12 protein-coding genes are annotated in these 12,445 nt (G+C 56.4%); 5 read left to right on the top strand and 7 right to left on the bottom strand.

Going from position 1 to position 12,445, the window contains the following annotated elements:
* Nucleotides 1-45 precede the first annotated feature (45 nt).
* Nucleotides 46-1,131 carry a polyamine ABC transporter substrate-binding protein gene (locus ACR0BU_RS16475; protein ID WP_480738110.1) on the bottom strand — a complete coding sequence of 362 codons (1,086 nt, stop codon included), beginning with the start codon at nucleotides 1,129-1,131 and terminating at the stop codon, nucleotides 46-48.
* 131 nt (nucleotides 1,132-1,262) lie between these two features.
* Between ACR0BU_RS16475 and ACR0BU_RS16470 the strand changes: the two genes are divergently transcribed.
* Nucleotides 1,263-1,955, top strand: a complete 693-nt coding sequence (locus ACR0BU_RS16470; protein ID WP_480738111.1) for a GntR family transcriptional regulator — start codon at nucleotides 1,263-1,265, stop codon at nucleotides 1,953-1,955.
* Between the two features lie 75 nt (nucleotides 1,956-2,030).
* Nucleotides 2,031-3,428, top strand: coding sequence for an aspartate aminotransferase family protein (locus ACR0BU_RS16465; protein WP_480738112.1), 1,398 nt, complete (start codon nucleotides 2,031-2,033; stop codon nucleotides 3,426-3,428).
* A 58-nt stretch (nucleotides 3,429-3,486) separates the two neighbouring features.
* Here the strand turns inward: ACR0BU_RS16465 and ACR0BU_RS16460 are convergent, their stop codons facing one another.
* Nucleotides 3,487-4,803, bottom strand: a complete 1,317-nt coding sequence (locus tag ACR0BU_RS16460; RefSeq protein WP_480738113.1) for a lytic murein transglycosylase — start codon at nucleotides 4,801-4,803, stop codon at nucleotides 3,487-3,489.
* Nucleotides 4,804-4,867: 64 nt separating this feature from the next.
* Nucleotides 4,868-5,581: a helix-turn-helix transcriptional regulator gene (locus tag ACR0BU_RS16455; RefSeq protein WP_480738114.1), complete on the bottom strand. Its 714-nt coding sequence runs from the start codon at nucleotides 5,579-5,581 to the stop codon at nucleotides 4,868-4,870.
* Nucleotides 5,582-5,664: 83 nt separating this feature from the next.
* Between ACR0BU_RS16455 and ACR0BU_RS16450 the strand changes: the two genes are divergently transcribed.
* Nucleotides 5,665-6,363 (top strand): glutathione S-transferase family protein, encoded by a 699-nt coding sequence (locus ACR0BU_RS16450; RefSeq protein ID WP_480738115.1) that lies wholly within the window; start codon nucleotides 5,665-5,667, stop codon nucleotides 6,361-6,363.
* Nucleotides 6,360-6,746, top strand: coding sequence for a DUF1801 domain-containing protein (locus ACR0BU_RS16445; protein WP_298937387.1), 387 nt, complete (start codon nucleotides 6,360-6,362; stop codon nucleotides 6,744-6,746). Before ACR0BU_RS16450 ends, ACR0BU_RS16445 begins: the two co-directional genes overlap by 4 nt.
* Here ACR0BU_RS16445 and rnr read toward each other — a convergent pair.
* Genes rnr through dapE form a run of 3 tightly spaced genes read right to left on the bottom strand, consistent with a single transcriptional unit; the run spans nucleotide 6,737 to nucleotide 10,771 of the window.
* Entirely contained in the window at nucleotides 6,737-8,995 is a 2,259-nt protein-coding gene (gene rnr / locus ACR0BU_RS16440; RefSeq protein WP_480738116.1) for a ribonuclease R, read from the bottom strand. The two genes, ACR0BU_RS16445 and rnr, sit on opposite strands and share 10 nt — an antisense overlap.
* A gap of 57 nt (nucleotides 8,996-9,052) precedes the next feature.
* Nucleotides 9,053-9,628, bottom strand: coding sequence for a TIGR04282 family arsenosugar biosynthesis glycosyltransferase (locus ACR0BU_RS16435; protein ID WP_480738117.1), 576 nt, complete (start codon nucleotides 9,626-9,628; stop codon nucleotides 9,053-9,055).
* 3 nt (nucleotides 9,629-9,631) lie between these two features.
* Nucleotides 9,632-10,771 (bottom strand): succinyl-diaminopimelate desuccinylase, encoded by a 1,140-nt coding sequence (gene dapE, locus ACR0BU_RS16430; protein WP_480738118.1) that lies wholly within the window; start codon nucleotides 10,769-10,771, stop codon nucleotides 9,632-9,634.
* 208 nt (nucleotides 10,772-10,979) lie between these two features.
* On the opposite strand from dapE, the gene ACR0BU_RS16425 reads away from it, so the two are divergent.
* Complete coding sequence (locus ACR0BU_RS16425; protein WP_298937391.1) at nucleotides 10,980-12,038, top strand: transporter substrate-binding domain-containing protein; 1,059 nt, start codon at nucleotides 10,980-10,982, stop codon at nucleotides 12,036-12,038.
* Here ACR0BU_RS16425 and ACR0BU_RS16420 read toward each other — a convergent pair.
* Entirely contained in the window at nucleotides 12,035-12,379 is a 345-nt protein-coding gene (locus ACR0BU_RS16420; RefSeq protein WP_299082149.1) for a hypothetical protein, read from the bottom strand. The two genes, ACR0BU_RS16425 and ACR0BU_RS16420, sit on opposite strands and share 4 nt — an antisense overlap.
* Nucleotides 12,380-12,445 lie beyond the last annotated feature (66 nt).

The raw sequence follows: 12,445 nt of genomic DNA, 5'->3' as shown, positions 1-12,445 counted from the left end.
AATACGCTGGGCGGTGTCGACACCGCCCAGCGTCGAATAGTCGGATCAGGTACCAGACTTGACCTTGGTCCAAAGACGGGTCACGACCCGCTGCACCTTCGCGGGATAAGGTGTGGTGATGTAGAGATTCTGCATCGTAGCATCATCCGGATAGATTGCCGGATCACCGATCACGTCTTCCTCAAGAAATTCCTGAGACGCTTGGTTGCCGTTCGCGTAGTACACATAGTTCGACGCGGCGGCCATGTTGTTGGCGTCCAGAATGAAATCAAGGAACTTATGCGCGCCTTCCGGATTTGGTGCATCCGCCGGAATGGCCATCTGGTCGAACCACATCAACGATCCTTCGGCGAAGGCATGATATTCGATCTCAACTCCATTGTCCGCCTCGGCTGCACGGTCCCGCGCCTGAAGGATGTCACCAGACCAGCCTACGGCAACACAGATATCGCCGTTTGCGAGCGCGTTGATGTATTCTGAGCTGTGGAACTTTTGAATATGCGGCCGGACGCTGGTCAGAACCTCTTCAGCTTTGCCAATCACGTCTTTGTCGTGACTGTCGGGATCCTCACCAATATATTGCAGAACCATCGGGATGATTTCCGAGGGTGCATCCAGGAAATGCACCCCGCACGAGGCCAGCTTTTCCATATTCTCGGGCTTCAGGACCAGGTCCATGCTGTTCAAAGCAACATCATCGCCCAGCACTTCTTTGACTTTCCCGACATTAATGCCGAGGCCGGTCGTTCCCCACATGTAATTAATGGAATACGCGTTGTTCGGGTCGTAGCCTGCGGTGCGTTCCTGAATGACGTCCCACAGGTTGCCAGAGTTCGACAATTTCGACGAATCCAGCTCTTGGAAGGCACCTGCCTGAATCTGACGTTGCAAGAACGTCCCGGACGGCACCACCACGTCATAGCCTGAGCCACCGGCAAGCATTTTGGTCTCAAGGACCTCGTTGCTGTCAAATACGTCATAGATCAGGGTCAGGCCTGACTCTTTTTCGAATTTACTCAGCAGATCCTCGTCGATGTAGTCGGACCAGTTGTAAACACGCACCTCATCGGCAAAAGCCGCCGATGTCCCCAATGCGATGACCGCTGTCAGCGTCAGCGTTTTGATTATCATATTCTTCTCCCTGCGAATGTACGAGTATCTTCCCGTTTTTTTGGATTTGATCAAGTTTTGCGTTTTCCCCCGATCCAGCGTATGGTTTCACGAGGTCCGCCACCTGACAAGTCAGGGGTAGTCGAAATAGGATGAACCAATTGGATTTGATCAAAAATAAGGCGTTGGCCACACCAACCGAGCGCGAGAAACGCCCCGCCCACGAGCAGGTATACCAAACTCTCAGATCTCAAATCCTGTTCGGCGAACTGGTTCCGGGTCAGCCCGTCACGATCCAGGGTTTGACTGATTCGCTGGGCGTCGGCATGACTCCGGTACGTGAAGCGATCCGCAGACTTATTTCGGACGGTGCATTGGTTTTTCAAGGCAACCGCCGGGTGAGTGTTCCATTGCTATCCACGGCTGACATCGAAGAGATGATATTCGCCAGAATATCAATAGAATCAGAGCTTTCTAGACGCGCAACGGCAAACCTGCAGGTCGAAGATATTGATCATCTGGAGCGCATTGATCGACATTTGGATCGGACTATCGCCGATGGCGACGTCAGCGGGTATCTACGTTTGAACCAAGCTTTTCACGAGACGCTGTATTCCCACGCGAACGCTCCGATCCTCAGTGATCTTGCGGAAAGATTATGGCTTCGGTTTGGCCCATCTCTGCGGGTTGTTTGCGGTCGCTTCGGCACGCAAAGCCTGCCGGATCGACATAAAGATATTATTGCAGCTTTGCGCAAAGGGGACGCAGATCAGGTGGCCAAGGCAACTGCTCAGGACATCGAGCAAGGGATGGAGCTGATGGCAGAAGCGCTTACAGCCGCCTAGTTCCATGCGATTCGATTGACAGCGCAGAATTTGATCATATTGTGATCTCCAATCGCTCTTGCAGGAGATTCTCCGATGTCCACCATCACCAATCATATGCCGACCGCCGAACTACAGGCACTGGATGCGGCGCATCACCTCCACCCGTTTTCCGCCAATGGCGCGTTGGGTCAGGAAGGCGCGCGCGTGATTACCCGTGCGGACGGCGTATATTTGACCGATAGCGAGGGCGAAGAAATTCTGGACGCCATGGCCGGTCTTTGGTGCGTCAATATCGGATACGGTCGTGACGAACTTGCGGACGTCGCCGCGCGTCAGATGCGAGAGCTTCCCTATTACAACACCTTTTTCAAAACGACTCATATTCCGGTTATCGCGCTGGCAGCCAAGATTGCTGAATTGGCGCCGGGTGATCTGAACCACGTTTTCTTCGCAGCCGGAGGGTCCGAGGCAAACGACACCAATATTCGCCTCGTGCGCACCTATTGGGCCGAGAACGGTCAGCCTGACAAAAACATCATCATCAGCCGCAAGAATGCCTATCACGGATCGTCAGTGGGATCGGCTTCTTTGGGTGGAATGGCGGGTATGCACGCACAGGGCGGTATCCCGATTCCGAACATTCACCACATCAACCAACCTAACTGGTGGGCTGAAGGGGGTGAGATGTCGCCGGAAGACTTTGGCTTGGCCCGCGCGCGCGAGCTGGAAGACGCCATTCTGGAATTGGGCGAAGACCGCGTCGCGGCGTTTATTGCTGAACCGGTGCAAGGCGCAGGCGGCGTCATCGTGGCGCCCGATACATATTGGCCCGAAATTCAGCGTATCTGCGACAAATACGAAATCCTGCTGATTGCCGACGAGGTGATCTGCGGGTTTGGTCGCACTGGCAATTGGTTCGGATCACAGACCGTTGGGATCAAGCCGCATATCATGACCATCGCCAAGGGCCTCAGCTCGGGCTATGCGCCGATTGGTGGATCGATCGTCAATGATGAGATCGCCGAAGTCATCGGGGGCACCGAATTCAACCACGGCTACACCTATTCCGGCCACCCTGTGGCTGCAGCCGTAGCGCTTGAGAACCTGCGCATTCTTGAGGAAGAAAAGATCGTAGATCACGTACGTGACGTGGCTGCCCCATACCTGAAGAAAAAGTGGGAAGCACTGGCAGATCATCCGCTGGTGGGTGAGGCCAAGATCGTCGGTATGATGGCATCCATTGCCCTGACTCCAGACAAAGCAAGCCGCGCCAAGTTTGCATCAGAGCCTGGCACCGTTGGTTACATCTGCAGGGATTGTTGCTTTGCCAACAACCTGATCATGCGCCATGTGGGTGACCGGATGATCATCTCGCCGCCGCTGATCCTGACCCCCGCTGACATCGACGAGATGTTCGAACGCATTCACAAATCTCTGGACGAAGCGCATGCAGAGATCATCAGGCAGGGCCTGATGAAAGCTGCGTCCTGAGTTTTCTGGCCGAAGCATCGAAACACAAGGGGCGGTCAACAAGACCGCCCCTTATCTTTTACCGCAAACGCTCCAACAGCTGAAGGGTGGCATAACCATCTGGTGGCAAACCCTGCGCCACTTGATAGGCGCGTAACGCGTCGATTGTGTTTGGCCCAATGCGCCCGTCAATTGATTGCGTATCAAATCCAGCTTGTGTCAGGCGTGTCTGCAACTCTTTACGCTCGGTGAAACTCAATACCCGATCACCGCGCGGCCAATCAGATCGAAACGCGCCGCGCCCGGCCAATCGGTCAGACAAATGGCCAATACCGATAACATAGGCATCCGCCCCATTGTATGCCTCGATCACCTTGAAATTTTCGAAAATCATCAATGCAACACCTTGCCCGCCTGCCGGAAGCAAAATTGCGGCCTGCCCATAGTCTGGCACCGGAGCGCCATCCGGCGCCACCACGCCCTGCGCGGCCCATTCGGACGGCATCAGAGTGAATTCGCGCTTGGCTGACGAAAAGTCGAACCCTTCCGGCAGGTTCACTTCAACACCCCATGGCTGGCCTTTGGTCCACCCGTGCCGCACCAGATACGCCGCTGCTGAAGCCAGCGCATCCGTCGGATCATCGGACCAGATATCCCGCCGGCCGTCCCCATCGAAATCTACGGCATGATCTAGATACGAAGTCGGCATAAACTGCGTATGCCCCATCGCTCCGGCCCAGCTGCCGACCATGTTTCCGGCACTGACATCACCTGACTGGATGATCTGCAATGCCGCGATCAGCTGGGTTTCAAAGAACTGCGCCCGCCGTGCGTCAAATGCCAATGTCGCCAGAGAGCGGATGGTTTGGTTGTTTCCCCGGTATGATCCGAATGCAGTTTCCAGCCCCCAAATAGCTGTGACAACCTCTTTTTCGACCCCGTATTGGGCTTCTATCTGTTCCAGTATCTGACGATACCGGTCCAGAGACTCACGTCCATTGGAAATCCGGGTGTCAGAGACTGCTGAATCCAGATATTCCCAGATCGGTTTTGAGAATTCGGCCTGATTGCGGTCGCGTTTTATGACGTCCTTGTCATAGGTTACGTTGGACAAAGCCCTGACAAGAGTTGCCTGCGAGACACCCTGCTGACTTGCCCGTTTTTGGAAAGACCCCAACCAGGCCTCAAACCGTGCATTGCCTTCTGTCGACACGCGCAACACCTCAGCTGTCGGTCGGGGTATCGGTCGCACCGAGACGGTAACGTCCGCAGATGCAAGTTGTATCGTTTTGTCCAAAGGCCCGGTTTCGGGCCCCAGACTATTGTCTGTGGTTTCCGCCTGTAAGATGGATGCCCACAATGCCACGGTCATAACGCCGCCTACGCATTTACGCATTCCGGATTTTTCCTGTTTACTGCTCAACCGTAGGATAGCGCAAAATCGGAAAATCACAAAGCACTCAACCTTGCGAATCGTTTTCCTTCGCCGTGTGGTTTGCGCGGATACGCTCTAACGCATCGCGCAACATCGGCACCCGGTTTGGTCGAAAGCTTTGATCTGTAACCAACATCTCGTGCATACGGTCCAGACGAAAGACACGAAAATCCTGCCTGAGATGGCACCAGCTTAGCAATACGTTCGAACGATCCATGTAAACGATACTCAACGGGTTCGCGCACCGACGCGTGTCGCTTCCTTTTGCGTCCGTATACGAGAACTCGATCGTGCGTTCATCCCAGGTCGCTTGGCGTAACGCAGCGACTTCAATCGTCGGGGCTGGCGGTCTATTGAATCGCGTAGCGGCCAACACCGCGTGGCTCAACCTATGGGACTGTCGCTGCGGAAGGCGACCCTGTAATTTGTGCAGCGCTGCACTGGCAGCTTCCGATAAGGCAGGATCACCGATCACCTGAACCTCGCGCAGGCCCAGGACCAATGCCTCCAGCTCATTATCTGTAAATCCCAATGGTGGCAGCGTGGCGTCTTCGATCAGGGTAAATCCAAACCCCGCTTCACCGTCAATGACAGCCCCCAAGCCACGCAGCGCATCGACATCCCGATGGATCGTGCGGGCAGAAACACCCAGATCCTGTGCCAGCTGAATCGACGTTTTTGGCGACGGACCAGAGCGCAGGGCTTGCATCAATTGGAACAGGCGAGCAGTGCGGGACATAACACATCCTAACCTAACCCTGATGACAGGAATTGTCATCAGTGCAAGATACCTATCAGCCATCCCAAAAGATGGAGCGAAACATGCTGACCCTTCTCACTTACCCCTCTGCCTTCGGCCTGTTCAGTGCCAGCCCATTTTGCGTCAAAAGCGCGTTCATGCTGCGGCAGTCAGGACAAGCCTGGCGGCGGTCTGACATGCTTGATCCGCGCAAGATGCCGCATCAGAAATTGCCGGTGCTGCGCACCCCAGAGCGGCTGGTCCCTGACAGCGACATGATCCGTACATGGTTAGAACAACAGGGGGCGGACTTTGATAAAGGCCTCACGGACATTCAAAAGGCGCAATCCCGGACCTTGGTTCGCACGGCTGAAGAACACCTATATTTTCACATCGTGCTGGACCGCTGGGGCAATGACGAGGTGTGGCCAATCCTGCGTGAGACGTTTTTTACTGGAATTCCGGCGCTTATCCGCAAACCAGTATCCAGTTCGATCAGAAAAGCGGTGCTGAAAGGGATCAATTCGCAAGGGATCGGCCGGTTTTCACTGCCGGAACGACTGGACCGGGTAGAGCGCGACCTTGAGGCGATCTCGGCCTATCTATGGCAATCGCCCTTCCTGATGGGCACCCAGCCGACCTCTGCCGACATGAGCGTTGGCCCGATGTTGGCTGCAATGCGAGCAACACCCGTCGATACCCCGCTGACGCAACGCATCAAACAGGATACTCTACTCAACAGCTACGTGGATCGGGTGGAAGAGGCATTGCCGCTGACATGAGACAGATAGAAGATCCAGCCGTTGCGGCAGCGTTTGACGCGCTGCCGCAGGATACGCGAACCGGTGTCCTGAAACTGCGGGAACTGATACTGGAAACAGCGGCATCTTTGCCCACCGCTCAGCCGCTGCAGGAGGCATTGCGGTGGGGGCAACCGGCGTATCTGGCGCCAAAAGGATCAACAATTCGGCTGGGTGGGCACAAATCGGCCCAGTTTGCACTGTTCGTGCACTGCCAAAGCCGATTGATGGGCGATTTCACAACGACCTTTCCCGGCGAAGATCGGATCGACGGCAACCGGGCGGTTCTGTTCGGCTCACCCGATCAGATCGACGAAACCCGCCATGGATGGTTGATCGCACGGGCTTTGACCTATCACCTCTGACGGCGCTTACGTTCGATCTTGCGTTTGATCTTGTCTTTCTTGCGTTTCGTGCTGACTGCTTTCCGGCGCGTGGGCTTTTTGCCCGTCCCGCGCCCACGTGGCAGGGCCTGATCGTCGATGGATAATAATTCCAGTTCCAAGCCGCCTGTCACGGGTGTTGCCTCGGTCAAGCGGACGGTGACACGCTGCCCGATCGCAATGATCAAGCCAGTGTCTGAGCCCATCAACGTGCCCGCCTCTTGGTCGAAATGGAAAAACTCGCGCCCCAGCGATCGTACGGGAACCAGCCCATCCGCCCCGGTTTCATCCATCTTCACAAATGCCCCAAACCGGGCAATGCCGCTGATCCGTCCGGAGAACTCGTTGCCAACACGTTCGCTGAGATAGGCGGCAAGGTATCGATCTGTGGTATCCCGTTCAGCCATCATGGAACGGCGTTCTGTGTCCGAGATATGGGTGGCGGTCTCTTCCAGTCGGTCAATCTCTTCCTCGGTCAGCCCGTCATTGCCCCAGTTATGGGCAGTAATCAGCGCGCGGTGAACGATCAGGTCCGCGTAACGACGAATTGGCGAGGTAAAATGCGCATAGTTCCGCAGTGCCAAGCCAAAGTGGCCGAAGTTTTCAGGGTTGTAGTAGGCCTGGGCCATCGAGCGCAGCGTGCTCAGGTTGATCAACTCGGCATCCTCGGTGCCAGCTGCAGCATTCAGCAGTGCGTTCAGATGACGGGTTTGCAGCACCTGCCCCTTGGCCAGGTTTAGACCGGCGGCCTGCGCGGTTTCACGAAGGCTTTCCAGTTTTTCAGGCGCAGGTTCGTCGTGCACGCGGAACAGCAGTGGACGACGTTTGGCAATCAGGGTTTCCGCCGCCGCGACATTGGCCAGGATCATGAATTCTTCGATCAGCCGATGCGCATCTAAACGATCCCGAAAAGCAACGCTTTGCACTTCGCCCTTGTCACTGAGGATTATCTTGCGTTCCGGCAGGTCGAGATCCAGCGGTTGACGTTCCGCCCGCGCCTTTTTCAGCGCTGCATAGGCGGCGTAGAGCGGCTTCAGAACCGGCCCTAACAACGGCCCTGTCTTGTCGTTCACAGAGCCATCGATGGCCTCTTGCACTTCGGCATAGTGCAGGGACGCCGCAGACCGCATTAAACCGCGCACAAAGCGATGGCCGATCTTATTCCCGTCTGCATCGATTTGTATCCGCACCGCGATACAAGCCCTTGGTACGCCTTCGTGCAGTGAACACAGGTCCCCGGACAGCCGATCCGGCAGCATTGGCACAACTCGATCCGGGAAATAGCTGGAGTTTCCGCGTTTAAGCGCCTCGCGGTCCAGCGCCGTGCCGGGCTGAACATAGGCGGCGACATCTGCAATCGCGACCCAGATCACATGCCCGCCCGGGTTTTTGAGGTCGTCATCTTCGTGTGCGTAGCACGCATCATCATGATCACGCGCATCAGACGGATCGATGGTCAGCAACGGCATGTCGCGCAGATCTTCGCGCCCTTTCAGTCCAACAGGTCTGGCCTTGTCGGCCTCTTCGATCACCTTGTCCGGGAAGTCATCAGGAATTCCGTGTTGATGAATGGCAATCAGCGAAACCGCCTTGGGTGCAGACGGGTCGCCCAGACGCTCGACTATGCGCGCGCGGGGCAGGCCCATACGGGTCTTCGGTCCGGCCTGCTCAGCCTCGACCAGCTCCCCATCTTTGGCACCGTGATCTGCGCCATCTTGCACCAGCCACTCGGTCTGGCCCGCCTTGTCAATGGGCACGATCCGGCCACCTTCGGCCCCTTTGCGGAAGATCCCCACAACGCGGCGCGGGTTGGATCCAATGCGGCGGATCAGGCGGGCTTCGTAATTATGGTCTTCCTCATGCACCACGGTTAGCCGGGCCAGAATGCGATCACCTTCGCCCAAAGCTGGATCGCTGGCCCGCGGGATGATCAGGACAATGGGTTCCACCCCTTCGCCATGCCATTCCAACGGCCGGGCAAACAGATCGCCGTCCGAATTGGGCGCTTTCACCTGTAAAACGCTGACAGGTGGCAACCGGTCAGGATCGCGGTAGCTGCGATTGCGCTTTTCCAGATGCCCCTCGGCCTCCAGCTCGCGCAGGATACGCTTCAAATCGATCCGAGCCGCGCCTTTGATGCCAAAAGCCTTAGCGATATCGCGTTTCGAAGTCAGGGTGGGGTTTGCCGAGATCCAGTCCAGGACCTCCTGCTTGGTGGGGATGCGAGTCATATCTTCGGCCTAACACGGGCGTGCGACCGCGTCATGACCAAAAAACGGCGATTTGGGTCAGCTTGGCAGATCGGCCACGGTATCAACGTCACGCAGATTGTCCAACAGTGTAATTCGGTATCCCGAAACGGAAGCCAGCGTGTCTGCTAGCGCATGCTTGGTAGACCACCTCACACCCTCGAACAGCGCCGGCGACAACGCGCCATATCGCTGCGCACCGACCAGCCAATATCCGCCATCCGGCGCGGGGCCAAACACCATCTGAGATCTGCCCAACACGTGAAAAGCCCGCGCCACGTGCCCGCGTGTGATACCTGGAATGTCCGCGCCAATCAGGCAAACCGGCCCTTTCGGCGTCGACCAAAGCAACCGTCCCATTCTGGCGCCAAGATCGCCGCGTCCCTGCGGCGTTCGTGTCAGGTCAGCTGGCCAGATCCGGCTGTTCAGCCCTTCCCGATCTGGTGATACGGCCAGCACAATCCGCCATCGAGGGTCACGCAAACGTCGGATCAACGATCGTGTCTGATGCCGAAACCACCACGCCGCACCAACCATGCCAATATCGCGCCCAAGCCGCGTTTTGACCCGGCCCGGACGGGGTTCTTTGATCATGATAATCAATGTACGTTGCATGATTCAGGCAAAATATTCTGTCAAAATCCGTGTATAGATGGCCTTTAACTGCTCGATCTGCGCGACCTCTACGCATTCATCGACTTGATGCATCGTGCGGCCAACCAACCCAAATTCCACCACCGGGCAATGGTTCTTCACGAACCGAGCATCCGATGTTCCACCTGTTGTCGACAACTCGGGCTTCACACAGGTTTCCGCTTCTACAGATTTCGCGACCAGGTCCGACAATGGCCCCGGCGGGGTCAGAAAGCTTTCGCCCGAGATTTTGATTCTGGCTTCAACCTCGACACCGTAAGTGGTGGCCACCTGATCGGCCTCGCGCTGCAGCCAGTCACTGAGACTGGCACCGGAATGCATGTCGTTAAAGCGAATGTTAACCGTGCCAGTACACTGAGCCGGAATGACGTTGTTCGCGGTATTTCCGGTGTCAATCGTCACGACGGCAAGTGTCGATGCATCAAAATGCGAAGTTCCTTGATCCAACTCGTGGCTGGCCAGCCGATCCATCAGTCGCGCCATAGCAGGCAGCGGGTTTTTTGCGCGATGTGGATATGCCGAGTGCCCCTGCACCCCGGTGATCGTAAACCAGGCGGTCATCGAACCGCGCCGTCCGATTTTGATCATCTCTCCCATTTCGTTCGGACATGTGGGCTCGCCCACAAGGCAAACAGACATGCGCTCCCCGGCATCGGCCATATAGTCCAACAGGGCCGTTGTTCCGTCCAACGCATCCGCTTCTTCGTCTCCGGTGATGGTCAGGATGATGGCGCCGTCCGGTGGTGTATCGCTGACAAAATCCATGGCAGCCGCAACGAAGGCCGCGACCCCCGATTTCATGTCCGTGGCCCCGCGGCCATACATCACGCCATTTCGGATTTCGGCCCCGAACGGCGGCGTGGTCCATGCGGCCTTATCCCCCACCGGCACGACATCTGTGTGGCCATTGAACCCAAAGCTACGTGCATGGGCTTTTTGTCCCCAACGTGCGAACAGGTTGCAGATGCCACCACGATCCACGCGCGCGCATTCAAAGCCCGCATTGGTCAAAACCGACGCAAGCAAGACCAAAGCACCACCCTCTTCTGGTGTGACCGATGGGCAACGGATCAGGTCCGCCGTCAATTGAACTGGGTCGGTCATTTAGGTCCTCTCAAAGTTATCAGCGCTCGGGAACACACACAGATTCAACGAATTGGCCGATTTGCCAACCCCATTCACTAAATTTCACATCGCCATTCTTCTGGTGTCTCGCACTGAGACGCCCAGAAAACATGAAACTTAACTTACAGGCGACCTTGCCCGTCGCCACGTAATCGCGCTAGAGCGCCGCGAAACAGGTCATATGAATATGAAGCGCTCACTCTTCGGATTGATCTGCCTGACTTTCGCCGTTCTCGCACAGCAAAGCCTGGCTCAGTCCTTAACGGTTACAACTGTGTCCCGCCCCCCGTTTTCCTATGTTGAAGACGGAGCAGATACTGGTTTCTCAATTGATCTGCTGAGCGCCCTCGCCGAGTCCTTAAATTGGGACTACTCGGTCAATCGCGTGGGGTCCTTTGCCGAGATGCTGAACGCGGTTCAGGATGGATCCGCGGATATGGCGATTGCCAATATCTCGATCACGGCCAAACGTGAAACACAGATGGATTTCACTCAGCCGATTTTTGAGGCCGGGCTGCAGATCATGGTGCCATCGGATGCCGCGCGGCGCCCATCCTTGCTGCAGGCGCTGCTGTCTCGAGAGTTGTTCATCGCCATCGGCCTGGCCTTTGCGATCTTGTTGGGCGGCGGCATGATGATGTGGGGGTTCGAACGCCGCGCCCAACCCTATTTCGACCGCAATCTGAACGAAGCCTGGTTTCCATCTTTCTGGTGGGCGCTCAACCTGGTTGTGAATGGTGGTTTTGAAGAGCGGATGCCACGCACTCCCTTTGGCCGGCTGCTCGGCGTTGTACTGGTTGTATCGTCCCTGTTTATCGTATCGGTGTTTACGGCGCGCATCACCTCGGTCATGACGGTCGATGCGATCACAGGCAATGTGAACTCGGTAAATGATCTATATGGCAAGAATGTCGGTACAATTTCGGGATCAACTGCTGCCAGCTTCCTGAACCGTCGCGAAATAGAATTCTCTGGCTATCCTGGGCTCGATGAAATGTTGAACGCGTTCAAGGCCGAAGACCTGGACGCGGTGGTCTTTGATGCACCGATCCTGTCCTATTTTGCAGCCCATGAAGGCCGCCAGATGGCCACGATGACCGGCGGGGTTTTCCTGAGAGAGAATTACGGCATGGCCTTCCCAAGCGGCTCACCCCTGGTGGAAGATGTGAACCAGGCACTGCTCGCCTTGCGCGAGGACGGCACCTATGACGAGATTTACCGCAAGTGGTTCGGCAACCGGAACTAGGCCTTGGCCTCGTCTCCGAAAAACGGTGTCATCTGCGCGACTATAACTGAGTTTTCATCCAATGCGCGCTGCATTAGACCGCGCTCATCCGGATCGATCTCATGCCCCTGCTCCTCACGCTCCGCCAGTGTTCCATAGCCGGTGACATCCAACGGCGCAGTATCGGCCTGCTTCAGAATAGCCACAGTTTCACGCACGGCCTCGGCCTCATCCACACCGCTGGCAAAACACATCAAAGCCGCCCCTGTCGCACCCTCGGGCAGGCCGTCGCCCTCTTTGCGGCCAATCTGAACCAACAGTGTGTAGACTTGCTGACGCGAGGGTTTCTTTTGTTTTTCCATAGCGCGGGCATTAGCCGCATGCATGATCGCGGTCAAGTTCAACCGCTGATACGTTGCCGATGTCTG

This window comes from Ruegeria sp. CK2, assembly GCF_056536585.1.
This window is presented reverse-complemented; position numbering and strand designations above follow the sequence as displayed.